This is a genomic window from Polaromonas sp. P1_F1, assembly GCF_056405795.1.
Map to the genome: position 1 here is coordinate 17,425 of NZ_JBFUBJ010000008.1, position 25,485 is coordinate 42,909.

General features: G+C 56.7%; 20 protein-coding genes and 1 tRNA gene. 10 read left to right on the top strand and 11 right to left on the bottom strand.

The features are described 5' to 3' along the window. The first annotated feature begins 97 nt into the window (after window positions 1–97). From rsmB to AC1DZE_RS19085, 5 genes are all read left to right on the top strand, one after another. Entirely contained in the window at window positions 98–1,435 is a 1,338-nt protein-coding gene (gene rsmB / locus AC1DZE_RS19065; RefSeq protein ID WP_477673004.1) for a 16S rRNA (cytosine(967)-C(5))-methyltransferase RsmB, read from the top strand. Further along, complete coding sequence (locus tag AC1DZE_RS19070) at window positions 1,416–2,078, top strand: DUF4390 domain-containing protein (protein ID WP_477670191.1); 663 nt, start codon at window positions 1,416–1,418, stop codon at window positions 2,076–2,078. The genes rsmB and AC1DZE_RS19070 overlap by 20 nt, the downstream gene beginning before the upstream one ends. Continuing rightward, complete coding sequence (locus tag AC1DZE_RS19075; RefSeq protein WP_477670190.1) at window positions 2,075–4,381, top strand: ATP-binding protein; 2,307 nt, start codon at window positions 2,075–2,077, stop codon at window positions 4,379–4,381. The genes AC1DZE_RS19070 and AC1DZE_RS19075 overlap by 4 nt, the downstream gene beginning before the upstream one ends. Before the next feature lie 67 nt (window positions 4,382–4,448). Next, entirely contained in the window at window positions 4,449–5,129 is a 681-nt protein-coding gene (locus AC1DZE_RS19080) for a response regulator (RefSeq protein WP_457282636.1), read from the top strand. Between the two features lie 57 nt (window positions 5,130–5,186). After that, window positions 5,187–5,262, top strand: a tRNA-Phe gene (locus AC1DZE_RS19085). A 264-nt stretch (window positions 5,263–5,526) separates the two neighbouring features. Here the strand turns inward: AC1DZE_RS19085 and AC1DZE_RS19090 are convergent. From AC1DZE_RS19090 to AC1DZE_RS19135, 10 genes are all read right to left on the bottom strand, one after another. Beyond that, window positions 5,527–6,258 carry a hypothetical protein gene (locus tag AC1DZE_RS19090; RefSeq protein ID WP_477700420.1) on the bottom strand — a complete coding sequence of 244 codons (732 nt, stop codon included), beginning with the start codon at window positions 6,256–6,258 and terminating at the stop codon, window positions 5,527–5,529. 569 nt (window positions 6,259–6,827) lie between these two features. Continuing rightward, a complete protein-coding gene (locus tag AC1DZE_RS19095; protein ID WP_477700421.1) occupies window positions 6,828–7,946 on the bottom strand; it encodes an ATP-binding protein in 1,119 nt (372 codons plus the stop codon). Then, window positions 7,939–10,572: a hypothetical protein gene (locus AC1DZE_RS19100; protein ID WP_477700422.1), complete on the bottom strand. Its 2,634-nt coding sequence runs from the start codon at window positions 10,570–10,572 to the stop codon at window positions 7,939–7,941. Before AC1DZE_RS19100 ends, AC1DZE_RS19095 begins: the two co-directional genes overlap by 8 nt. 449 nt (window positions 10,573–11,021) lie before the next feature. Further along, on the bottom strand, window positions 11,022–11,228 hold the full coding sequence (locus AC1DZE_RS19105; RefSeq protein WP_477700423.1) for a DNA-binding protein: 207 nt from the start codon (window positions 11,226–11,228) through the stop codon (window positions 11,022–11,024). Window positions 11,229–11,501: 273 nt separating this feature from the next. Beyond that, complete coding sequence (locus AC1DZE_RS19110) at window positions 11,502–11,741, bottom strand: BPSL0761 family protein (protein WP_477700424.1); 240 nt, start codon at window positions 11,739–11,741, stop codon at window positions 11,502–11,504. Between the two features lie 28 nt (window positions 11,742–11,769). Beyond that, complete coding sequence (locus tag AC1DZE_RS19115) at window positions 11,770–12,681, bottom strand: metallophosphoesterase family protein (RefSeq protein WP_477700425.1); 912 nt, start codon at window positions 12,679–12,681, stop codon at window positions 11,770–11,772. Continuing rightward, window positions 12,678–13,346 (bottom strand): HAD domain-containing protein, encoded by a 669-nt coding sequence (locus tag AC1DZE_RS19120; RefSeq protein ID WP_477700426.1) that lies wholly within the window; start codon window positions 13,344–13,346, stop codon window positions 12,678–12,680. Before AC1DZE_RS19120 ends, AC1DZE_RS19115 begins: the two co-directional genes overlap by 4 nt. A 529-nt stretch (window positions 13,347–13,875) precedes the next feature. Continuing rightward, window positions 13,876–14,748, bottom strand: coding sequence for a plasmid partitioning protein RepB C-terminal domain-containing protein (locus AC1DZE_RS19125; protein ID WP_477673046.1), 873 nt, complete (start codon window positions 14,746–14,748; stop codon window positions 13,876–13,878). 2 nt (window positions 14,749–14,750) lie between these two features. After that, window positions 14,751–15,653, bottom strand: coding sequence for a plasmid partitioning protein RepB C-terminal domain-containing protein (locus AC1DZE_RS19130; RefSeq protein ID WP_477673043.1), 903 nt, complete (start codon window positions 15,651–15,653; stop codon window positions 14,751–14,753). Beyond that, the gene (locus AC1DZE_RS19135) at window positions 15,650–17,215 is read right to left on the bottom strand and encodes a recombinase family protein (RefSeq protein WP_477673047.1); all 1,566 of its coding nucleotides are present in this window, start codon (window positions 17,213–17,215) and stop codon (window positions 15,650–15,652) included. The genes AC1DZE_RS19130 and AC1DZE_RS19135 overlap by 4 nt, the downstream gene beginning before the upstream one ends. A gap of 864 nt (window positions 17,216–18,079) precedes the next feature. On the opposite strand from AC1DZE_RS19135, the gene AC1DZE_RS19140 reads away from it, so the two are divergent. From AC1DZE_RS19140 to AC1DZE_RS19160, 5 genes are read left to right on the top strand one after another with little or no spacing between them, the layout of a single operon-like run. After that, window positions 18,080–18,346: a hypothetical protein gene (locus AC1DZE_RS19140; RefSeq protein WP_477673044.1), complete on the top strand. Its 267-nt coding sequence runs from the start codon at window positions 18,080–18,082 to the stop codon at window positions 18,344–18,346. Further along, the gene (locus tag AC1DZE_RS19145; protein ID WP_477700427.1) at window positions 18,343–19,848 is read left to right on the top strand and encodes a DNA cytosine methyltransferase; all 1,506 of its coding nucleotides are present in this window, start codon (window positions 18,343–18,345) and stop codon (window positions 19,846–19,848) included. The genes AC1DZE_RS19140 and AC1DZE_RS19145 overlap by 4 nt, the downstream gene beginning before the upstream one ends. Then, window positions 19,814–21,487 carry an McrB family protein gene (locus AC1DZE_RS19150; RefSeq protein WP_477700428.1) on the top strand — a complete coding sequence of 558 codons (1,674 nt, stop codon included), beginning with the start codon at window positions 19,814–19,816 and terminating at the stop codon, window positions 21,485–21,487. The genes AC1DZE_RS19145 and AC1DZE_RS19150 overlap by 35 nt, the downstream gene beginning before the upstream one ends. Window positions 21,488–21,490: 3 nt before the next feature. Further along, window positions 21,491–23,137: a DUF2357 domain-containing protein gene (locus AC1DZE_RS19155; protein ID WP_477700429.1), complete on the top strand. Its 1,647-nt coding sequence runs from the start codon at window positions 21,491–21,493 to the stop codon at window positions 23,135–23,137. 8 nt (window positions 23,138–23,145) lie between these two features. After that, window positions 23,146–23,610 carry a very short patch repair endonuclease gene (locus tag AC1DZE_RS19160; RefSeq protein ID WP_477700430.1) on the top strand — a complete coding sequence of 155 codons (465 nt, stop codon included), beginning with the start codon at window positions 23,146–23,148 and terminating at the stop codon, window positions 23,608–23,610. Between the two features lie 249 nt (window positions 23,611–23,859). Here the strand turns inward: AC1DZE_RS19160 and AC1DZE_RS19165 are convergent, their stop codons facing one another. Beyond that, the gene (locus tag AC1DZE_RS19165) at window positions 23,860–25,323 is read right to left on the bottom strand and encodes a DNA sulfur modification protein DndB (protein ID WP_477700431.1); all 1,464 of its coding nucleotides are present in this window, start codon (window positions 25,321–25,323) and stop codon (window positions 23,860–23,862) included. Window positions 25,324–25,485: the final 162 nt, after the last annotated feature.

Consider the following 25,485-nt stretch of genomic DNA (forward strand, 5'->3'; position numbering starts at 1 on the left):
CCCGCGGCCCCAGCTTGCAATTCGGAGTGGCACAGCGGGGACTTGCTACTGGTCTAATACAGGTTGCCGTCCCCTTCGGGCGGTATCCGTGAGACAAATGCAAGACAACCCGACCCAAGTCCCCCTGTGGCGCCAGCTGCAAGGGGCTGCCTCCCTGCTAATGGCTGTTCGTGACGGCCAGTCCATGACCGCCGCGCTGGAAGATGTGGACGCCGCGTTGCGGCCCGGCGTTCAGGCGCTGGGTTTTCACACCCTGCGCTGGCTGGGCCGCGCCGAGGCCTTGCGCCAGCAACTGGCGCGCCGCCCGCCGCCGCCTGAGGCCGACGCCTTGCTATGCGTGGCGCTGGCATTGATCTGGACGGAACATGGCGCCCCCTACACCGCGCACACGCTCGTTGACCAGGCTGTGGAAGCCGCCAAGCATGGGGATGCCACGCAGCACCAGGCCAGTTTCATCAACGGCTGCCTGCGCCGGTTCTTGCGCGAACGCGAGGAGCTGGTGGCACGCACCGAGAAAAGCCCGCAGGCCGTGTGGAACCATCCCCAGTGGTGGATAGACCGGGTGCGCAAGGATCACCCCGGGGACTGGCAGGCCATACTGCAGGCCAACAATACCCAGGCACCGCTGATCTTGCGCATTAATGAGCGAAAAACGACTCAAGCCCAATACCAGCATGCGCTGGCAGCTATCAATATTGAAGCAACACCGGTCGGCAGGCATGGTGTCATCCTCGCCCGTGCGCAGGCCGTTAGCTCGTTGCCGGGCTTTGCGGAAGGGCATTTTTCGGTTCAGGACGCCGCGGCGCAGCTGGCTGCGCCTTTGCTTCTGGATGATTTGAAAGCCGAGGGCGGTGAAGCCGGGAGGTTGAAAGTGCTGGATGCCTGTGCTGCACCGGGCGGCAAAACCGCTCACCTGCTTGAACTGGCCGATTGCGACGTGACAGCGCTGGACATTGATGCGCGCCGCTGCGAGCGCGTGAAGCAGAATCTGCACCGCCTGGGTCTGCAGGCTGACATACGTGTCGGCGATGCCGGCCAGCCTGATTCCTGGTGGGATGGGCAGGCATTCGACGCGATCCTGCTGGACGCGCCCTGTACCGCTTCGGGCATCGTGCGGCGCCACCCGGATGTACGCTGGCTGCGCCGGCCCACGGACATCGCCCAATTGGCCGGCATCCAGGCGCATCTGCTGAAAACGCTCTGGCTTTTGCTCAAGCCCGGCGGGCGCCTGCTGTATTGCACCTGTTCAGTTTTTCGCGCGGAAGGCGACAACCAGATACAAACGTTTCTTACGCACCACACCGACGCCTTATTAAAGCCTTCGCCGGGGCATTTGCTCCCCCAAAGTGGCGTCGGAGCGACGGTCTTCCCGGACAATTTGATGCGTGAACACGACGGTTTCTATTACGCCCTCCTTGAAAAGCGCAGCCGCTGACAGCTGGCGGCGTGCGGTGGGCATCGTGGGGCGTTTTCTGCCGGGACTGTGCCTTTGCATCGCGATGGCCGCACCGGGATCGGCGTCGGCCACCGAGATCACGCAGCTGCGCGTGGAGCGCGGTGACGATGGTGTTCACCTGTCTGCGCAGGTCCGGTTTGAGCTTCCGGCGGTCGTGGAAGACGCCCTGCTCAAGGGGATCCCGATGTTTTTTGTGGTCGAAGCCGACATTTACCGCGACCGCTGGTACTGGACGGACCCGCGCGTGGCCAGTGCGGCCCGCACCGTTCGCCTGGCTTACCAGCCATTGACCCGCCGCTGGCGCGTCAACATTGCTTCGGGCCTCATCACCAGTTCGGCGGGCCTGCGCGCCACACTGAACCAGAATTACGAGACCCTTCCCGAGGCCCTGTCTGCCATCCAGCGCGTGGCGCGCTGGAAAATCGCCGATGCGGCCGAGGTTGACCCCGACGCCGCCCACAAGCTTGATTTCAGTTTCAGGCTCGACCTGACGCAGCTGCCGCGCCCCTTCCAGATCGGGGTAGCCGGGCAAAAAGACTGGAATATCTCCGCGCAGGTCAGGGAGCGGCTGAAACTGGAGCCCGCCACGCCTGTGGTCTCCAGCGCCGAGGGCGTCAAGTGAACCTGCAGGTCAGTGGCGGCTCCCTCAAGAGCAGCAAGGCTTTTCGCTGGACGGTCGGTGTCGGCGTGGGGGCCATCGCGGCGCTCGGCCTGGTGCTGATGTTCCTGCTGACGCAGGCCACCGGCAATCGCGAGCTGTACGAGCGCAATTACGCACTGCTCTTCGTGCTCAACGTGGCCGTTGCCGGCTTGCTGCTGCTGGTCATCGGATGGATCGTGGCGCGCCTTGCCCTGCGGCTGTACCGCGGCCGCTTCGGCAGCCGGCTGCTGGTCAAGCTGGCCGCCATCTTTGCGCTGGTCGGCCTCATGCCGGGGCTGATGATTTATGTGGTGTCCTACCAGTTTGTGTCGCGGTCCATTGAAAGCTGGTTTGATGTGGAAGTGGAGGGGGCGCTGGCGGCCGGGTTGAACCTGGGCCGGGCCACGCTGGACACCCTGGCCGCCGACCTTGGCAACAAGACACGGCAGGCCGCCACCCAGATTGCCGAGACGCCGGACGCCATGGCTGGCCTCGCACTTGAACGCCTGCGCGACCAGCTCCAGGCCAGCGATGTGGTGCTCTGGAGCCCCTCGGGCCAGGTGATAGCCAGCGCAGGTGAGTCGAGATTTCTGCTGAAACCCGAACGCCCCTCAGTACAGCAACTGCGCACGGCACGCACGCAGCGCGTCGTCACGCAGATTGAAGGCCTCGATGAGGTGGTGTCTGCCGGCAACGGCGAGCTGGCCGCAGGTGGGGCTGCCGGTACCGCGCCGGGGGCCGTTGCGCGGGTCAAGGCGATTGCCGTGGTGAACAACCCCAATGTGAACGTGCTGGGCGACGCGCGGTTTTTGCAGGTGACCCAGCTGCTGCCTGAGGGCCTGGTGGCCAATGCTGTCGCCGTCCAGGAAGCTAACCGCGAATACCAGGAGCGCGCGCTGGCACGCGGCGGCCTGCGCAAGATGTATATAGGCACACTCACGCTCAGCTTGTTCCTGGCCGTATTCGGTGCGGTACTGCTGGCCGTGGTGCTGGGCAACCAGCTGGCCAAGCCGCTGCTGGTGCTGGCGGAGGGCGTGCGCCAGGTGGCCCAGGGCGACTTGACACCCAAGGCCGCCCTGCAGGGCAAGGACGAGCTGGGCGGGCTCACGCGTTCTTTTGCCGACATGACACAGCAGCTGGCCGATGCCCGCTCGGCAGTGCAGCAAAGCATGAGCCAGGTTGATGCCGCGCGCGCCAACCTGCAGACCATTCTGGACAACCTCACCGCCGGCGTGATCGTGCTGGATGTGCATGGCCGCATCCAGTCCAGCAACCCTGGGGCTACCCGCATCCTGCGTGCGCCGCTGGCGGCGTACCACGGAAAATCGCTGGGCGAAGTGCCAGGCTTGGGCCTGTTTGCCAAAGATGTGCTGGCCCAGTTCACCGATTACCTCAGCGATGGTGCGCCGCACGGGCTTGAGCATTGGCAGCAGTCTTTTGAGCTCAACGCGGCCGTGCCCGGTGCGCCCGACAACGCCATCACGCTGATCGCCCGTGGCGCCAAGATGCCGGGCACCGAAGAGTTTTTGCTGGTGTTTGACGATGTTTCCGAAATGGTGTCGGCCCAACGCGCGCAGGCGTGGGGCGAGGTGGCGCGCCGCCTGGCCCACGAGATCAAGAACCCGCTCACGCCCATCCAGCTGTCGGCTGAGCGCCTCGAAATGAAGCTCACCGGCAAGGTCGGCGAACCTGAGCAACTGCTGCTCACCAAATCCGTCAAGACCATCGTTGACCAGGTCGACGCAATGAAGCGGCTGGTGAATGAGTTCCGCGACTACGCCCGCCTGCCGGCGGCCGAGCTCAAGCCTGTTGACCTCAATGCATTGATCAACGACGTGATGCAGCTCTACCTCAGCGACGGTCACAGTGAGCTGCGCAGCGGCAGTGCCGCGGTTCCGGTCGTCACAGAGCTGGACCCCAAGGCCCCGAAAATCCAGGGCGACGACCAGCAGCTGCGCCAGGTCATCCACAACCTGTTGCAGAATGCCCAGGATGCGCAGGAAGGCAAGGAGGACGGACGGGTTACGCTCAAGACCGAATACTCTGAAACGTCCAGGCGTGTGCGTCTGACGGTGCGCGACAACGGAACGGGCTTCCCCGAACATATCCTCAAACGCGCGTTCGAGCCCTACGTCACGACCAAGGTAAAGGGCACGGGTCTGGGGCTCGCGGTCGTCAAAAAAATTGCAGATGAACACGGAGCCCGCATCGATATTTCAAACCGCGTGGCAGACGGTTTGGTGCAAGGGGCACAAGTGTCGTTATCATTTGCAGTTGTGGCTTAACAACACATTCAGTAACACTTCGATATCCGCACGGCATTCGCAATAACAGGCAGGCAGCAATTCAATCATGGCAAATATTCTGGTGGTCGACGACGAGCTGGGCATACGCGACCTTCTCTCAGAAATTCTTAATGACGAAGGGCATCAGGTCGAGCTCGCCGAGAACGCCGCTCAGGCCCGTGCCGCCCGCGGACGTTCCAGGCCCGACCTGGTGCTGCTGGACATCTGGATGCCCGACACTGACGGCGTGACGCTGCTCAAGGAGTGGTCTTCCAGTGGCTTGCTGACCATGCCCGTCATCATGATGAGCGGCCACGCCACGATCGATACGGCAGTCGAGGCTACCAAGATCGGCGCCATGGCGTTTCTTGAGAAACCCATCACGCTGCAAAAACTCCTGAAGGCGGTGGAGCAGGGCCTCACCAAGGCAGCTCCCCGCAAACCCGCCGTAATGAACAGCAGCCCCGCGGCACACGCAGCCGACCTCACGGTAGAAGCCGTGATGACCGGCGGGACCTTGCCGACACCTGTTGACCTGGGACCGCAGGCCACGCAGAGTTTTCTGCTGGAAAAACCATTGCGCGACGCGCGTGACGAATTTGAAAAAGCCTATTTCGAATTTCATTTAGCCAAGGAAGGCGGCTCCATGACCCGTGTGGCGGAGAAAACCGGTCTTGAGCGTACCCACCTCTACCGAAAGCTCAAGCAACTCGGCGTGGATCTGACCCGCGGCAAACGCGGCGTCTGACCTTGAAGACCCAGGGGGCCGGACACCCCTTTCGGGTGATATATAATCTGAGGCTCAGGCCCGGTAGCTCAGTCGGTAGAGCAGAGGATTGAAAATCCTTGTGTCGGTGGTTCGATTCCGCCCCAGGCCACCAGATGCGCAAGCCCTTGATTCCTAACGTGTCAAGGAACCCATAAAGCCGCCACTAGTGCGGCTTTATGCTTTGTGGCGCGATTGTGCGAACTTATGCTTGGCCGATGACAATGTTGAGGCTTGCAGAGAAAATGCACCAACCAGGCGGCAAAAAGTCCCCGCTAAGGTCGCCAAAGTCCGCTAGAGGCACTTTTTAGGGGGATCGCAAGGCCACTGCCCCAGTATGTCCGTACAAAGGCTCTCAACGCATATGCAGCATTGCTGTTTAATTTCGCCTTGAAATTACATCGGATATCTTTATGCCTTTCTGCAGCTTTATGCGTCGTGAGGTAGGTAATTTACCGCTAGCCGCTATGTCCTGAATCGCAGATGCCAGCCTTCTGCTGCGCTCGGCAGCCGTTTTTAACGCGAGGTGTTGTACCGCGCTGGATCTCAATTTCACCAACGCCATGCATTCCTCTGGAAAATGGCGTTTGAGAAGGCTCCGACGTACGCCGACCTTCTGGGTGATCACTTCGATACTATCGGGCAGTGAGGTCGGGTCGGCCTTAGCCAATTTGATTGCATAGTTCAATGCCTCACGCGCTGCATCAAGCGTTTCAATGGCAGGGCGAATGTGAGGTGCGTCTAGGACCAATCGATCAACATAGCGCCAATAGATCGGGTCTGTCATCGGCAGATCGGACGTCGCGAGTTGAGTTGGGGGAATTTCCATGCGAAATCCCAGGTCAGCAATCGATGCCCAGCTGGGATGGGAGCCCCGATCGATCCAATTCTTCGGACCGGAACCTGCGACTCCAAGCTTCTTCGCAAACTGCTGGCGATTGCCATCGAAATGCTGGTTTATAAGCAATTGAATATTCTTGGCGAAGTTGTCTGCCGACAGTGGCGCACCGCTCTCAAGAGTTTCTATGAGGTGCATTGCGGCCCTTGCAAACCACAGTTCGTCGTTGAGCGTTCGACCGGTCTTCAATGGAGAACTGCCCTGCATAGCCATATCGGCTCCGCATCTCTCGCATAGATCAAGGAAAGGAAGTCTGGGAACGAATCGCTGAGAAGCACCACACTTTTCACATTCAACGCGAAGTACCGCCTGATGCCAAACACAAACAGTCGTTGTGTTGACGTAGGTGTATAGGGGGTCCCAAGCTGGTATATCGCGGGCCCTGGCTTCGCGGTAGCACTCGGGGCACCAAGGCCTCACGCGTCGCAAAACATGCTTTCCAACCGGATCGCAAAATGATTGCATACCGATAAGAGTCATGTTCTTGATATCTTTCCCGTGGCTGCAACTCTCTACTGTTTCAGATAAAAATTGGGCTACATCAAGGTAGCCATTTATAAGCTGCGATTCGTTAAATCGTACTCTCCTCCAGCGGAGGCTTAACCGCTGTGATGGCGGGATCAGCACCTTATGGAGGAGTGTGTAAGGTGAGCAACTGTGATGTTGTGAAAGTGCGATCAGGTGGCTGGAAAGCGCTTCAATCGATCCAGGCCCACGCCGACGTGGCTTGAGTGAGCTAAGGACCGGAATGCCAGATGAAGCCGGAATGATACTGACTTGTGTCACAGCGGCACCGGGTCGCGTGTCGGCCAACGTTCGCCCGGCTTGCGCTTTTTGGGGGTGGGAACTGGCATTGCATCTGATGAGGGAACTGGGAAGAGAAAAGTCTTTTTTTCCTGAATGTAAGCGTTGATCTCCCGTTCAAAAGTCTGAAAATTTACAAGCTCAGTCAAAATTCCATCGAGTTGCATCTCGTGGAGCTGTACTTCAGACATGATCGCCCATGTCAACTTTGATCTATTCTGGGCGAGGCACTTGATAAGAGCGCGCTCGAACCACTCATAAAGAATTCCGAAGATACCGAAGGTACGTTCAAAAAAATAATCAATTTTGGATCTCACATCAAAATCGATGGGAATGGGACATTTCTCAACAAGTGCAACTGCGGCCGCGGTGAATGCACGAGATTCCGAACGGCTATATGGCGATAGCCACACTGGATAGACTCGGCGACTAATTTGGCCGCTTTGCCTGAAGATGTCGCGCAGGTCGGTTGTGCCCAGCAGCACGAAATGGGTGTTGCATGAGTTGCTACGGCTCTTGATGCTGTTGTATTGACGAAATACTCCATCTTTGGACATAGGTCTGCGAAAGTGATCAGCCTCGTCTATTAAAAGCGCCATCGTGCGCGCTCGCTCTAAGGCGCTATACAAGAGCCTTCGATAGTCGCCAGTCGTCGCAGGATTTCTGGAGAAGACAGGCCGGCTGTTACCCGAAAGGATTTGCGCGCGGATATCTTCAATGTTTATTTTATTTCTCGCGCACGGCTCCTGAAGCTTCTCCAGTCCAGGCTTATAGAAATCTTCTTTCCAGTTGAAGGTTCCTACTTCGGGAGCGGACAACTCCATAGAAACTAACGTTGGACGTAGGTCTTCAGGGATTTCTAACGCGTGGGATTCGAACTGATACTCAAACTCACGCACCAAAGCGGTCTTTCCACTGCCAGTTGGACCAATCACGACAGTCATCGCTTGCCTGCCTCCAAACTGCACGCGCTCGGCGACCTCGTCCATACTGTTTTGGAAGCGCTCATGCAATACGGTGTCCTCACGAAATTCATTGACTCGTGGGTCAGAATGCTTCCCATGCTTGACCAGCCGCGCGACAGCGGAGTCAGCCATGGCGTGGCCTTTTGGAGATGGGAGCCGCTTGAATGGGCGAAGGAGGGAGCGCTGGAGTGCTGGGTTGTAGAGGATGATCTTCTGGATGCTTGATGTCGGGACCCTCAGCCGCATTTCCAACGCGATCTTCGTCGAGGCGTTTGTAAAAGCTTCCCAGACGTGCTTGGTACGCCCTGATGTCGTCCTTATTCGTGCTGTCTCGATTGAGAAAGATTCTTTCCGACAGATAGTATTTGAGGTCGGATGAGGGCAGGCGTTTTCTCTGTGAGTCAAGCAAATCGCATCGTGTCCATTGCGAACCCACACGGGCCTGGATATAGGTGGGGTCTTCAGGGTCGTAAAGTGGTAAATCTCTCATGGTCCTCCCGTTTCCGTCACCGACGAGCATTGGCGAGAAGTAGTTGTGACCATTAAGGCGGATTCCGTCGCGCTGCCGTACTAAACCACCGTGCTTATGCGGCGTTGCAAGTGTTTGAAACACAAGAAGGTCATCAAAATTGACTGGCACTCCCCATGACGTACCCTGCATAATGGCGGCTGACCGTCGCTTGCTGTCTGGAGATTCTCCCAGCCCGGAGTGTGGCCGCCCAGGGTACAAATCGAATAGAAGCTCCTCAAGCTTGGGCGCACTCGAGTTCATCGTCAGATAGGCAAGATTTCTGGGGTCGTGCGTTGCTGAACTCATCCGAGGCGTCTTGAATGCTTTGTTGCTGCCATACACGACCTGCGAGAAATGCATTGAAATGTCGAGATTCAAGCGCTCGACCGGATTGCCGAAGCGCGGATCACCGGCCGGTCGGTAGCCATGGCCACATCTGCGACTGGCCAGAAACTGTTTGACTCGCGTGCTGGAGAAATCTTTACCGCTATCGGTAATCGTGTAAAGAGGAAGCTTGCCATGACGTCTTACCATGTCTCGCAGTACCATTAAAACGGCAGCTGTGCTGGGAGCCAACATGGACAACCACCAACCCAGCACTAGTCGGGTGAATGCATCAATGGCGAGGCTCAGCCAGGGTTTTCCCAGTAGTACAGCGGAGTTTTCCCGCCGAGAGAAAAAATCTACCTGGGTATGGTCAACGTGTACCAGGTTGAACGGACTATCACCTTCGGGCGGCCCTTGGAGCGTCGATGCTGGATTGCTATGGCGAGGTGCCTTATGTGGGTAGGCAGCCCGCTTTCCTTCGCGCGTCAAGACTTCTTGATACTTATCGTTCTTGCCCCACAGCTTCATGAAGGAATTCTCTGACCGCGGAATGATTGCGGCATCGCTGCAGGACGCGACGTAGATCGCGTAGCCGGCGGCAGGCGGACGTGCCAGGTCGACCATCAGCCATTCGAATGCCTTCTGAACAAGAGCCTGCTCTTCCTCACTGGTGCGTGAGGTCGAATTTCCCTTCAGATCGTCCCGATCGATAAGACCGAGAAATCCATTTCCATACTTCTGCTCTGCCGCGCGAAATTTTGCGACCCAGTCGTATAGCGTTCGCCTTGCGACAACATTTCCAATGACATCCTCTCCCTTCCAATGACGCTCTAGAATTCCCAGCTTACGCAGCGCCTCCGTTTGGGCATCCGGTGTCGACAACTTGAGGATGTCCAAGCCCGCTTGTGTCAGCAGAGGTGCCGGAACGTTCGCCGTAATTGCATGAGTAGAAAGCAATCCCTCGAAGTCGGATTTGGAAATGGTGATCAGCGGACTAGTTCCTGTTTTTAGATAGACATTGGTCTTGCTACGATTTAGCAGCTGGAAAAGGCTGTCGTCCCAGCGCAAAAAAGCATGGTCCGGGATCGAATCCGCATCAAGTGACGGTGACAGCAATGGTTGGCTGCAGCGTCGGACAGCGCCGAAGGTTTCTTTTGAAAGCTTGTCGACATAAACATAAGTAGAGTCCGGATGCGCAAGAGGCTCGGTAATGAGATCAAGAAACCAATGACATGAAAAATGCCCCCAGTAGACTCGATCGGGATCGCCGAGAATATCTATGGCTTCTGAAAGGAGGATCCTTTTTTTTTCTATAAGCGTTCGCTTTAGATCATCGATTGATACTGCCGGGGCGCTTAATTGGCGCAGCATTCGTGGCCGAAGAAATTCAAGGTTCCTTACCAGCACATGCGGAATGTCACAATCCGAGAGAAGCTGGTAGTCAAGACCCAAGCTTCGACATGCCTCACGCGCCGGTGGTTGATCCCACTTCCAGTCGCCGATCTGTACAAAGCGTGTTGGTTGCTCGAATGTTAGTTTCCGCAATTCTTCGGAAGTCTTGAAGTCAACGAATCCGCAGAAATGTTTCCCTAGAAGCAGGTAATCCACTATCGTCCGAAGGCCGGTCCTCCGCCCAGACGCGAGCGCATAAGCAATTTTGAGTCGGTATGATTGATCCCAGAATTCGAAAACATCGGGATCAAACTCCCAGAGTACCGCCAATGCTCGCTCGCCAGACCATGATTCCCATTGAATGGTTTGTAGCATCTTGGAGTCGGCATGAGTGCCGGCCATATTGCCGCCTCTATTGCTTACGTTTCTAAGCGGGTCGCTGCTCCGCACTTGGAGGATGATCTCGCACGCTACTGGTGAAAGATTCATGGCGGCAAAATAGCGCTGCAGAGCTAGATCATCCAGCATGGCAGACCCGCGTCGATTGGTGCCAGTGCAGATGATCCACGCCATAACCTTCGCGAATCAAACACACCGGTTTGGCAAAGGTCATCTTGCCTGTTTGAGGCGATTTAGTATGGTGGCGGGTGCACAAGTCCCAAGGTAAGTATCCTTCCAACGCGCGTACCTCTGACGCGCGGGACGCTGGGTCATGGCGCGGTAACTGGTCGCGTTTCATGAGCAAAGCCTTTCCCTGCCAAGCGCCTTGCGCTTGGTCTGACAAAGTTTGACAAACGGGAGATTGACCGACCTGAAATGATCAGCTAGAGTTGATTTTCTAGAGCAACTATTTGGTCAATGTTGGATTCAAGGGGCGGACCGGCAAGTCCGCATCCCTTTGTCCTATGGCCGAAGCCATACGCAGAGGTGCCGTCTACTTGCGTAGTCGGCGTCGCACACATCCTGTTGGTTTCGTTCTATTTCATGCCCAGCTCCCGAGCGATGTTGTGGCTTTGGCCTCGCAAGCATTTGCGTCGGCCGGTCAAGATTTGGTAGACCAATGTAGGGTTGAAGCCGCGCGCTTCGGCCCAACTCTTCATCGAAATCCCATTGACCAGGAACACTTCCCGCTTGATCTCCGCAGGGATACGTTCGAGGTTTCTTGGTGATGAAGGTGCAGACATTTCCGGAGTGTATTCATTGACTTGATTTCTCGCAAGTCATTGATTTAAAAGGAAATTTGCGGAATACCTATTGCGCGAACTGAATTGAAATGCGCTTTGTATTTCGTCTCCCTGGCACGGGTACCCGCCACTAGACGACAGGCTTGTTGGGGCAAGCGCTTCTGGCTCAGGCAATGCCCTTGCTCCCCTTGTCAATATCGCCGGCAAGAATGATCACGTCCGCCTGGCGCACGGCGGCCGCGTCAGGGTAGAAGCCGAGAGCTCCAGTGCAGATCAGATAGGACGTGCAGTTTCATCTTTCGCCTCCTCCGGGCCAAGCCAGGGGAAATCTTGATGACTCTGCAGTTTTGCCTCACTGGCAATCTCGAATGCTCTCGGGTAGTGGCGCAGAATCACTGGAATTTGCCGTTTCATATGGTCTGGTAATGCTGCCGCAGCACTACTTCCCTGAAGCTCAAACAGGAATTCGCCGGCCCAGCGCAGCGCCCGTGTTCTTTCGTCTGGTGTGGTCATGCCGCGATCCCTCCGTGTTGTTTCATCTTCATGATCTGCACTCGGGCAGTGGAAAGCTCCGTGGATCTGGCCCATCCCCTGGATCGTCGAGGTCGATCACCAGCGATGGGTTAAACAACATGTTCTCGAACTCGTCTTTGAGCCAACCTACCGGGTAGCCGCGCGGATTGCAGATCACCCGAACAGCGCGCTTCGAGTCTCCGATCCGATAGTTGCAGCTGTCATGGGTATGTCCGTGAATCCAGAGTCTGGCCCCCAGAAGCACCTCGTTCGGAAGGTTCGACCCAAAGATCGCTGTGAGTGGCGCGTTCGACCACTGTGGCGCGCAACTGTTTCGATGCGGGAAGTGATGCGTGATCACCACTGTCCGATCTGGATCACCCTTTGGCAACTCGGCTTGCAACCAGGCCATGCTCGCCTGATGACGCGCCAGCGTGTGAACGGCCGTCAGTTTTCGGCTCCAGCGCACGGCGCCCTTTTTACCGTCGGCTGTCCCGAGGATTGCAGAGACCCGTTCCGGCTGGATCGTCTGCGCCTTGATGAGCCTGAAGTCATTGAGCTTTTCTTCGGCCTCGAGCATACAGGCCTGCCGCTTGTTGCGCCCGAAGTAGTCGAAGTCGGTCCACAGCGAGGCCCCCAGGAAGCGGATCCCGTTGATCGTCACCGCCTGGCTCTCCAGGAAATGGATGCCGAGCGTGTGGGCCTTGTGGCGCAAGTCATCCAGCAGTTGGTTCCAGTGGTGATGGTAGAACTCGTGATTGCCGGCCACGTAGACGATCTCGTGGTTTGGAAATGCCTCCCGTGCCCATGTCAGGCCCCGGGTGCCCTGGTCGATATCGCCGGCCAGCACGATCACATCCGCCGCAGCTGCCGCCTCCGGGTGCGCCTGATGCGGCACGAACTCGTTGTGCAGGTCAGACAGGATATGCAACTTCATCATGGTTCTCCCGAAACCGTATTGGCCTGTGCCACCATCCTGGCCAGATGGGCCCTGAACTCCGTCTCGTTATCCGGCATAAAGCCATCGTCGCAATCCACGATCATCAGGTGCGGGTTGTTCGAGCGGAACAGCCCGGCCCGGTCATCCAGCATCACGTAGGGCGTGGCCGGTGGGCGGTGTGTCCTGAGCCAATCCAGACATTCCCACTCTCGCAGGTATCCGGCAAGACCCTCGGGCGCTTGACTGGCAGGGGTCTGCCGATGATCCGGCGTGACGCCCACCACACGGTCCCTCAGCGCCAACGAGAAGTGCTCTTTCATCCCCGCGATCTGCGCACTCTCCTCCTGCCAGTCCAGGCGCCAGGTCGATGAGATCACGATCTGAACCTGCGGGAAGTCCATCAGAATCTCTTCAACCAGCGGCAGGCGGCAGAAGGCATGGCGGGACAGTGCGGGTTCGGGATGCAGCACACCGTCGATGTCCAGAAACAGGATCATGGGGACCTGATGTTGATACTCCAGTGCACGCGCCTCGTCGACGGCGGTCTTGACGTGCGCGGGCAGCAGGAGTGTGCAGTGGGAAGGGGCGCTGTCGTTGCGGGGGCGCGAAAGCGGGTGGTGGACAAATCCGGGTGGCGGCGGGGCGTCCTGCGGGTGGTCTGACATGGCGGGCTCCTGAAGACATGGAACATGTCAGGAGCCCGGGCGGCGTCGCCGCGGGAAGTCAGCGGCGACTGAAGAGGGATGCCCGAACTCCTGGACGGAATTCGTGAGAGAAAAGATGGAAGCGGGTGGACATGACGGGGGTCAAATTCGTATGGTGGTGTGTTTGATATTCATCCACACAGCGCCCGGGCGCACGGCATTGAGCACTGCGGGCGAGGGGCGTGAGCGCGAGGGATGAGAAAGACAGGGCATATCGAATCGGTGGGCTTGCATGATGAAGATCCTTTCAGACGTCCATCACAAGTTACCGGGAACCTGCGCGTGCTGCAAGTGAAATCTGAAGCCAGGTCGTCAATTTGTATTTGCCGATATTGCTTATTACCGGTTTTACTGCGAATCTGTCGCGTGCCGCATACACCGATCAGCGGCCCCGAAATACCAGTGAAACGCGGACTGAATTCGCGATGCGCGCTCTATTAATTTGCGCAATATCTTCGTTGTGAAATCTGGGCCCTAGTAGTTACGCAGACTAGAGCTCCAGAGACGTAGTCTCTGAAAGACTGACAAATTGCTCCATGATGTCCTGCTGGTGTTGTTCCAAATATTTCACCACACGCTTATTGCCAAGCAATTTAGTGACATACCCTTTCGCCAGCACCAGATTCAAGACGTCTTCTCCATAACTCTGCTCCACCAGCTTGTACTGACCCTGCAGATTGGACATCTCTCTTTGCATACGAGCCATCTGCTCCTGGCTAATACCTGCAGGTTTCTTCGGTGATTTTTTGTCGATCAGCATGTCTGGGGGGGTTGCTACCAACAGCGCGCGCGCATAAGCCACAGTCAGATTGTTGGCGGCAACCATCAACTCTATGCATTCAATCTGGCGGGTTGATTTCATCTTGCGGACGATTTGTGAAATTTCCACCGAAAAATGACGATCCTTCAGCAACTCAGTCGCTTCGGCACAGATCCCATTGAGTAGGCCCATTTTCTTGATGATATGAGTTGAATCAACGCATAGGGTGTTGGCCAAGCGCTCCGGAGAAACGCCACGATCAACGGCCCGTTTGATCATCAAGTGTTCCTGGATGGTCGATAGCCGATTGATTCGATTGTTATAGGTATACGCTTCATCATCCGTGGCAACTAGGCACGGTGCCTCTGTGTATCCCAGTTCCCGCAGCGCCGCAAGGCGAAGATGCCCGTCCAGAAGCAGATGCTGTCCAGACCTTCGATCCACGGCTCCCACAGCAAGAGGCTCGATAAGGTCGATTTCTCGGATTGACGCAACTATTTGCTTGAACTTGGGAGAGGTGGCGAGGTTCAGCACGATCTTTCGTGACGGCAGAATATTGTCCACTGGTACCAAAAGCGGTTTTGGCAAAAACCCTAGGGCCACGCTCACGTCACACCCCCCGTCGCGGCAACGCGCTCGGAAAGATACTGGGGCATGGAGTCAAGCCCTTCTGCGCGGAGCAGGTTGAGGAAATTCTCATCCTGGAGCAGCTTTCGAAGTGCACTCGCGACAAACAGCAGGCTTTGCTGCGAAAACGATGCCTTCTTGATCATTATCTTCTGTCGCTGGACTTCCTTCTGATACGTCCGCACCAAACTGGAAGTGGTCACATCTGCGTGTTTGCGAGGTGACGACCGAGCCATTGAACGCCCCAGTAGCTTCCGCCGTTCAATCAGGCGTCGCGCATCCAGCAGCGGTTTTCCACGTAAGCTGCCCGTTTCGTAGGCTTCTTGTAGCGCTGCTTGTACCGCCTTGTCGTCGTCACCCGCGCCAACAATGGCCAGGGCCGCATTTAGAGGAATACTGCCCCGTTCGACTGCCACTAACAGGCGCTCTTCTCCATTTTCGAACAGCATCAAGATAGCCTGAATATATTGAAACGTCAGGCCAGTCTTCTCCGCGATGACTTTGGCGGTGTAGCCTTTGGTACGCAACTCGGATATCCCTGCGAGTAATTCCAGGGAGCGATACCGGCGCCGGGCAATATTCTCCGCAAGACTCATGATGAACGCGTCTTCGTCGTTTGCGGAAACCACCAGTGCAGGTATGCGGGTTTCGCCAAGAACTTGAAAAGCTTTAAGTCGCCCCTCTCCGCAGACCAACAAGTAGCGTTCAGCGCCATCGGCGCTGGGTCTCGGTGTTACCGTGACGGGCTTTTTCAAGCCAATCGCCTTGATATTTCCGACGATGTCATCAAAGACATCCTGATTTCGGTCTCGCGGATTGAGGACCTCTATGCGGTCGATGGGAATCATCCGTATGTCATTCAGTTTGGCGGTGGCATTCATGCAGCCCTCCGTAGCCTCAACTGGGCGGCCATCCCGTAAAGATAATCAAGCGTATTGAAGCGGTAGCTTTCCAGTTCGACTGCGTTCTGATCCGCGAGGTTGATACGTGGCTGCAAAAAATCCAGCCTCGGCAAGAGGTAATAGTCCAGCGGCACCTCATTGCCTGGCGCAAGCCGGATGGCCACCGTAATATCCGGCAGTAGGCTTGTATCAAAGCGCACCTTCCAGAGGTTGCGGCCGCTTGCCTGGCTGTGGCAGCGGGCAAGAACCAAAGAAAGGCTGAACTCTTGATTCACTTGCAGCAGGTCGGTCGCGGGGTCGCGCACAATGCGGCCACCCAGAACTGCGACCCTGGCTTCTGTTTGGGCAACGATTTTGGGGTGCAACTGCCGCAAGAACCGGTTGATCTCAAGGTAGCGGTAGTCCCGGCCCGGAGCGAAGCCCACCATCTGATACGCACGGATGAGGCTACCGAAACGGTGTGCATACACTGCCGATGAAGGCATCCCCTCGGACTCGTCGATCACAATGCCAGACAGAAACCCACGGTGCTGGTACAGGCCGCGGAGCCTGTCTATCAGTTCCTCGTCACTGTAACGACGTGATCGGGCCCGGATAATGCCTTGAGCGGTGTAGAAGAGATCACGAGCCACGATGGGTTCGAATGCATTCTCCTTGCGTATCCACATTTCAGGGGTATTGACTACCCGCAGCTTCTTCAGCTTGTAGGAGATTCGGTTGTAGACGTTGCTGCCGATATATTTTTCGTTGGTCAGAACCTGACGCACTGTGGCGCGAGTCCATTCCCGCCCCAGCTCTGTCCGGATCGCCTGCATATTGAGCCGGTCAGCAATCTCGGATTCGATCAAACCACCGTCGATGAACCATTGATAAATTTGGTTGACGGTGCGAATTTCCTCCTGCGGACCGGGCATCAAGATCACACGATCTGTTTGGAGGCTCTTGTGCTCACTGCGTGCCAGTTCGCCCTTGATGGAGCCGGCTTGGTCGACCAGCACCCGCCTTAAGCCATATCCTGCCGGGCCCCCTTGGCGAAATCCAAGTTCTATCAGTCGGCATTGCCCAGCAAACACCTTGGCCGAAAGTTCCCGGCTGTATTCTCCGGCCATGGCACGCTTCACGCCCTTGACTATCGTAGAAACGGGCGAGCCGTCGTTTTCAAACTGCTCGGCACAGTAGGCCACCTGGATGCCGGCGCGCCGGCAAATATATTCGTAGTAGGCGCTTTCGTCGGCGTCTTGGAATCGACCCCACCGGCTGACGTCGTAAACCAAAATGACCTTGAATTCAGCAGTCCCCGTCTCGACGTCCTGAATCAACTGCTGAAGCGCCCGCCGCCCATCGATCTTGAGGCCGCTTTTACCTTCGTCCGCATAGGTCTTGACGATGGCCAAGCCTCGCTGGGAGGCATATTCTCGGATTTTGCCGATCTGATTCTGTGTTGAGTACTGCTGGTGCTCTGTGGACATCCGTACATACTCTGCCGCGCGCAATTGGCCGGCATCGCTTTCCCGATCCAGGCTGTAGTGATCTTGGTACATGTTGCCATCCCAGCGAAAACTGTTCGACGCCTCGTGCCATTGCGATATCCCGACTACCGCACCCAACGCGCAGCATTCTGCATTCATCATGTCTGCTGAGGCGAGGGTCGGGCCTCAAGGTGCTTTCGAGAAAATTAACAGTTTTGCACCTTAATGGCTATCAAGTCCTCTCTTTGCAATGCAGTGCATCTATTCGTTTGCGACTGATAGCACAGTGATCTGCACGGTCCAGACGTTCATCTTTGCAATATTGGTTTCGCCGATGGGTGCCAGGCGATATATCCCTGTTGGGAGAGAAATACAGCCGAGGAACTCGTCCATCTTTGCAATAGCAGGGGACGCGGGAGACGGCTTCTTCTCGTTGCGTTCAACTTGAAGCTGTCGATTGCGCTCCGCGTAGTCGGGGTGCTCGGCTCGATAGGCACGCCAATAGTCTGGGTGCCTTCTACCCCAGGCCTTTTGAGCCTTTATTTGGTTGTCGAGGTAGTCCGGGTCGCTCCGCCTTCTTGCCTGCTGCCAAAGGCGCCGCCTCTCACGTTGACAGTCAGGATCGGGGCAGTAACTTTGTCGAGGGACCTTAGGACTTGGGCTGAAGACTTGTCCGCAAGCGGTACACCATCTGTTTTCCATGTGCTTCCCCGAGTAAGAAACTACTTTTCGCTACTGGTGCAAAGGTCGATGAGATTCTAGGAGCAAGCCTCAATTTCAGACTCGCAAACATTCGGGCCTAGGGTGCTTAGGAGCACGCATATCTGCAGCGGTTCATGGGGAACCTCGATAACTGTATTTATATACAGTATAATGAAGGTCGTGAACGTGCATATGCATGCCCGGGGCCTTAAATTTTGTGGTGCATGAGTATGCATGGTGGTGCAAAATAGCACCACCACCCACCCGGACAGGCATCTCATGGCTCGTAGCCCACTTGTCGCCCTTGACCGCAAGACAGTCAGAACCTCTGTGATGTTGCCAGAAGACGCGCATCTGCAGGTCCTGGCACTGGCCGACGCAAATCATGTGTCCTCTGCGTGGGTGATCCGAATGGCTGTTCAACGCTTTCTCGACGAAAACCAGGGCCAGCTGGAGCTGCCTTTGCGGCTGCCGTCACGACAAGGATCTAATTCGCAATGAGTAAAGACGCCATCTTTCGCAAGCTCGCCCGATTACAGGCAGCAGGAAAACCCCGTGTTCTCGACCTCTTCTCTGGTTGTGGGGGCATTTCAGTCGGATTCGAAGCCGCAGGTTTCGAGGTGCGAGGCGCGGTCGAGTTTGATCCCGAGGCTGCGCGGTCGCATGGTCTGAATTTCCATGGTGGTGCGGCCGCACACAGCGAACCGATTGATATCACCAAGACGAGCCCTGCTGATCTGTGCCAGAAACTAGACCTGGGCAAGGTGAAGGATGCTTTTGATGTGGTGGTGGGTGGGCCGCCGTGTCAGGCGTTTGCACGGGTTGGCCGGTCCAAGCTAAGGGAGATTGACGAGCATCCCGAAGCCTTTATTCACGACCCCAGGGCCCAGCTCTATAAAAAATATCTTGAGTACGTTGACGCGTTTGAGCCGCTGGCAGTGCTCATGGAAAATGTGCCCGATATCCTCAATCATGGGGGTCAGAATATTGCCGAAGAAACCTGCGAAATCCTTGAAGCCAAGGGCTATGTATGCGGTTACACGTTGTTGAACGCGGCCTTCTACGGGGTACCGCAGATGCGGGAACGGATGTTCCTGATCGCCTACCGGCGCGAACTGGCAGATAAAGTTTCTTTCCCAAAGCCGACAAACTGGCTTGTACTCCCTCCTGGCTATGAAGGCTCACGCTCGGTGGCACTCAAGACACTTCGCAGCCTTTTAAACGAGGCCCACTCGTATATCGAGCCTCCTGTCGCCAGCCGTGAACTGCCACCGGCAGTTACAGCGGAAGACGCGCTGGGCGATCTCCCCGCAATCAACGCGCGGGAATTGCTGGCCGCAGGCGCCATCTCCCGTGGTGCCCGTCGTTTTGACAAGCCTGTCAGCTACGGCCGCAAGAAGCCTTCTGCCTACGCAAGCCTTATGCGAAATTGGCCCAATCTCGAGGCGCCAAAGGATGGCCTTAAGGACCACGTGATTCGCTATCTCCCACGAGACTATGAACTGTTTGCCCGGCTTAATCCGGGGGATCAATATCCGCAGGCTTATGCTCATGCTGTCACAATGTTTGAGGAACGGCTGGCAGTTGAGCGCGCCAAAGGCACGAAGATCGCAGAGGGGTCGGTGAAATATAAAGCCCTTTGGGCATCGATCGTTCCGCCTTACGATGCCAGCAAATTTCCCAACAAATGGCGGAAAATGTGGAGAGATCAGCCAGCTCGCACCCTGATGGCGCATCTTGGTAAAGACGGCTACAGCCATATTCATTACGACAGCAAACAAGCCCGGACTATTTCTGTTCGTGAGGCCGCCAGGCTACAGTCGTTCCCGGACGGCTTCAAGTTTAGTGGCACCATGAATCCCGCGTTCAAGCAAATCGGCAATGCGGTGCCTCCTCTGCTGGCCAAGGCCGTTGCCACGCACATGCTGCAAGTGCTGAAGCAATCAGAAAAAGAAAGGCGGGAGACGTATGAACCTCGTAGAGCGGCAGCGGCAATTTCTTGACGCGGCGCAGCAGCACTTCGGAACATCAAGGGCGGTTCGCCCACGTGAGCTGTTCGGCGTTTCGAATAGCGCAAAAATAGTCGAAGGCGGGATTCAGCTTGGCGTCGTCAATCTGGACAACGTAAAAGAAGACGCTGAAGCCTTTATCTTCGCTTGCGTTATGCGGTTCCCTCCCGAGGACGAGGTTTATTTTTCCGTGTTGGTTCGCAAAGACAGGGCGAACTTCCTGACCCGGCTTTCCGAGATGAAAAGAATCGGGGCCGCGGCAAAGAGCGGCGGCGAAGACGCAGGCTTCTTCGCAGAGGCAACCGAAGAAGAACAAGCAGAAGAGCCCGGCGCGACGATTAAGTACAGCGCGCGCAACAACCTTGTTCCGATCTATCTTGCACGTGATGGGCGTCTCTGGTTGCGTAACGCGAAGTTCTGGAACAGCCTTGCTTTTGATCTGACACCATTTGGTCCATCGACTGAACCGGATCAGATTGTGGTTGCACTCTATCCACCTACGGCCTCAGCACGCCGAAGCCTGCTGGCTCGGGAATTCATCGGATGGGTTGGCAGCCTCGTTGGGCGCGAAAAGATTCATGAGTTACCGGTCTGGTCGGATACGGCCACGCTCGGTCCCGCCATGCGGCGTATGCCTTCGACTATCCCGATCGAGGACATCGAGGCAGCCGTCAAAGCCCTCGGCGGCCACTATCCCAACGGGGAGGTGCGGCGGTTCCATGCTGCACTGAATTTCCTCGAGCACAAGCATTTTGTCATCCTCTCGGGCCTGTCAGGGACCGGCAAAACGCAGCTCGCCTTGAAATATGCAAGGGCTGTTCATGGTTTGACGGCGAATACTTCGCCCGATCCGTTGCTTTTCGAATGCCCAGTCCGCCCTGAGTGGACCGATCCGACCGGCTTGACTGGCTATTACGACGTGCTGACGAACCGGTATGTCGTACCAACGTTTCTTGAGGCCGTCTTAGTCGCGACTGCCCACCGCGAGTCTCCCGTTTTTGTCATTCTCGATGAGATGAACTTGGCCAGAGTGGAGTATTACCTGTCCGATGTACTGTCCTGCATCGAGACGCAAGGCGCACTGCAGTTGCACTCCAATGGCGTGCCTCTGGAAGGAACAACAGGCACCAGCATTCGCGCTGAGCTGCCACTGCCATCGAATTTGTTCATCATTGGAACAATCAACGTCGACGAGACGACCAATCCTGTCAGTGACAAAGTACTCGATCGTGCGTCCGTTATTGACATGTCCACGGTTGATGTTCCCGGATTTCTGGCCTCGCTTGAGGCGCGATACCCGGACCTCAAAGCTGCGTGCGCTGCCGCTGGGCCAAAACTGTCTGAGACCCATGGTCTTCTGCAGCAGTACGGCCTTGGTTTTGGCTACCGCGTTATTGAAGAATTCGTGCGCTATCACGCCTTCGACGCACAGCATTTCAAAAATTTCGCGGACGATGTGAGTGACCAACTGCTTGTGCAGAAGGTCCTGGTTAAACTGCGCGGCGCCGAAAGGCAGCGCCCGCTTCTCAGCAACCTTGATAAGGCTAATGCTGGCTTGCCGCGGACGCAGACCTATGTTCGCAAGCTGCTAAATGATCTGGATGAATTCGGCTCGTTCCAGGCAATGCGGTGACCCGTGACAGCGCTATTCATCCAGGCCGAAAGCGGCGGACCAGCATGGCAGGTCTGGCCGATGCCGGAGGTGGTTCCTGCTGGAGCGATTCGGGAAGGCGCCTCCTACCTGTTTGAGTTGCGGGATAGCGAAGATGCACTGTCAGCCGACCTGCTTATTGACGATGTTCCGGTCGAGGCGCTGCGATCGCGGCAATCACGGGTGGCGCGCTGGCGCTGGGCCCCCGGGTTTCATGCCGGCGTTGTCGAAGCCGTCTTACGAGTCCCCGGCATTGGCATGCGCCGCTTCGAAATCACAACCGATCCGGACTTGCGCAAACTCACACGCAACGATTTCGATGAGATGGTGCGAGAGGTCCTGGAAGATACTTTCGCTCTGTTCTCGCTCAGTGCCTTCCGCAAAGGGATCGCCCGCCAGCCCGGTAACAAGCCGCCGCCATTGGCCCGCCTTGAATTCCTGAGATCTCGGGCGGAAGAGATTACAGCAACGATCGCGGCAATTGCTCGTTCGCCCCGTCACTTTCTACGGGCGGAAGAAGTGACTGTTCCGTCGCATCGCGCACAACGCGCAACCGGACCGGAAATCATAAAATCGTTCCGCTCTGGAGCAATACGTACGGAAATCGCTCGGCCTTCGCGCTTGCCAGTAGCGCTCCACGGACGGCTGCCTGCGCAGATTACGCTGCGGCAACGCCGGAATAGTGTGGATATTCCGGAACACCGGCAGATCAAGGCGTGCCTGCGATCGTGGGCTGCATGGTTGTCCGGTGTGGCCGACATACTTACACGGATTGGCGCCTCTGACGATCTCGAGGCTGTCTCAACCGCCGGCAGCTGGGCCATTCGCGCGCGACACGTTGCCCTGCGCCTCAATGAAGCGGCGGGAGCGGGCTTCATGGCCGAAGTCAGCGAGGGACCTGCACTGCTGCGCATGTCGTCGCTGTTCCGCAGCGACCCGGTCTATCACCGGTTTTATCGGCTATGGCAGGACATGAATCTTGGACTTGCCGCGTTGTTTGGTGACTTTCTGCAGATGCCGCTGGCCAGAACCTATGAGCTCTATGAACTCTGGTGTTTTCTGAGGTTGCTGCGTGCAGCCGTCGAGGAGTATGGCCCTGCTGGTGTTGATCTGAGCAAACTGTTCATCACCAGCGCCTCCGGTAGTGTGACTATCGCAGCCAGCGCCGTAACGGTGCCTGTTGGCGGGGGTAATCAACTTTGCTTTCAGCGGCAGTATCGTGAGTATTGGAATGAGCCTGACGGTGAGGGTAGTTTCAGTCGGACTATGGTGCCTGACATCGTCTTGTCGGGCACAGGCCTCGGCGGACTTGGCCGTCGCGTTATCGTGCTGGATGCCAAATACAGGATCAACGACGGGTTGAACGACGCCCTGAGCTCGATTCACACTTATCGCGATGCCCTGGTCCAGGAAACCAAAAACGGGCGGATTGAAAGGTTCGTCACTGCCGCATATCTGCTCACGCCGTACGTACCGATCTTAAGTGCCGACTTCCGCAGCACCCAATTACCTGGCCGCCTGTTCCATCCGCAATACCATGAGAAATTCCGCTTCGGCGCTGTTACGCTGCGTCCGGGCATGAGTACTGGCGACCTGAGGACCTGTTTGCAGGCCATCGTCGCTGATGCATAGGAGAGCAGATGGTCGATGTACTTACACCCGTGCAGCGTCAGCTCAATATGAGCCGTATCCGGGGACGGGATACAAAACCTGAAATTCTGGTCCGAAGTGGACTGCACGCGCGTGGCCTGCGTTTTCGCCTGCAGGTGCGGGATTTGCCGGGACGACCGGACCTCGTGTTTCCGCGATACCGGGCAGTGATTCTGGTGCACGGTTGCTTTTGGCATGGGCACGATTGCCCGATGTTTAGGATGCCGGCGACGCGGACGGAATTCTGGGCAGCAAAAATTGCAGCTAATCAGACGCGTGATGCATTGGCACAGACGGCGTTACTTGAACTCGGCTGGCGCGTTGCGATCGTGTGGGAGTGCAGCCTCAAAGGTCCCGCCCGCTGGCCAATCGAATCAGTTATCGACACATGCAGTGAATTCGTTTGGTCGAATGATCGGCAGCACATCGTCGAGGGGAACTGGTCGGCTCTCTGAGCCAACACGATTGATACTGCTTGTGATCCGCTTATATCCCCTGTGGATCAAATTCGGTGACGCACAGGGGCGCTCTGGCATATCAAAACATAGGTAGAGAGATCGGCCCAGCGATGCTCACTCTCGGCGATGTCATCAACCATTACATGAAGGAATTGCCCGACAACGACTTCCGGCGCAAGGTGCGGTGGTGTCCTCGGACTAAGCTAGAAAAAAAGCCCCGCACTAGCGGGGCCTTGATCGAGGCTATTACAGATCGGCGATGCTGATTTGCTTCTCGTGACGGGTAGGTAGCCCGAGTTCCTTGCGGAACATGTCACCAATAATCGGATAGATGTCATTGTGCTTGGCACCGAAGCGCATCACCTTAGCTGTGGGATCGAATGCGCCCAGGTCGCGGTTGTAGCCTTCGTTATCGGAAGGCAAATAGTCCTTGTAGTCCTCCACCCCAGCCCCCTGCCGCTCGGCAGATGAAAACTGGTAGTACCGCCACGCGGGATTTTCGTGCGAGTAGTCCAGAGCAGGAATGCCCTTCAGCAGGCGCTCCAGCAGTTTTTCAGCATCGACGGGCTTGCGTTTGCTGAACGCGTAGTCGAAGGTCAGTTTTGCGAGCGCCTTGAGGACGACAGGTTGCGCGGCAACGGTCTTCATCTTCGCTCCGGGCTGGCCGAAGTTCGGAATCGCGTTCACAGCCGTCCAGAAGGCCGTGGCGACATCCTTGCGACTCTCAACGTCCGCCGGGGTGGCGCCGCTGATATTGGTCTTATTCAGGAATAGATGTGCGTTGATCGCCACTATGTCCTTGAGCGTGAGTTGTCCCGTGTCGTCTTGCCAATTCACGATGTCCTTCTCGATCGGGTCCATCCCGAGAACATCATCGACCAGAACTTCCTTAATAAAGCGGTTGACCGGGTTGGAGCTATCGAATTGGAGTGCGAGGCTCTTCTCGATCTTCTTGCCCAGGTTGTTCAGGTCATGGAAAAGCTGACGCTCTTGATCAACGTTCAACCCGAGATGCGCTTCCACGGTGACAGTGCAGAACCCTCGCGCAACTTCCAGGCACTCCGCCCAGACGGTGAGATCTTCCTTCGAGATGTCCAGGGTGTCGGAGGCGAACAGGCTCCCCTTTTTCGGATAACGGTGCGACGACTGGATGCCGTGCAAAAACTCGAAAACGAGGTCCATCGCCTTGCGGCGATGTTGTCCGTCAACGACCCAGAGGATGTCACGCTGGGACAGCATCACCTTGAAGCAGGCGGTTTCTTCATCCTTCGTGACCATCCGCGAGCCGGGCAGGTTGGCGCCACGCGGATCACTCGTGCGGATGTTGGCGACGATAGGTTGCAAGGCGAGGTATGGTTGTCCTCCCATGCGGTCCAACACGGAGTTCAGCCCGGAAAACTCCGGCTTCTTCGTGATGATCCGGCGCTCGATAGCGGCAGAGACCAGCCCCTTAAGGATGAATTGCGCGAGTTTCGTCGCGTGGACTTCATCCAGCTTCCGTTGTGCTACCGGCTCGCCGTTAACTCCGCGCTCGTTTGCAACGGCGGACATGGAGTGGAAATCATGCATGGGGATGGAAAGCAGGAATGCACGGTTACCCAGGTTATGCGCGATGAATACCTTGTGCGGCTTTGCCGAGGTGTCGCCCTCTTCCAGGAGGCTGTCGAGCGTGCCAATGGGCGTGGGAAGTGAGTCTTGTGCTGGGTGCATTTTTTATTTCTTTCTCCTGGGGAGTTGATATATTATTTCCAGGGATGTATTAATTGTCATGCCTGGATAAATTAATGTCAAATAAAAATCGCAAATTACACATTCCAGGATGTTTTATTTCTATTTTCCGGTTGTTTGTACGCGAAAACGACCTTTCGGATG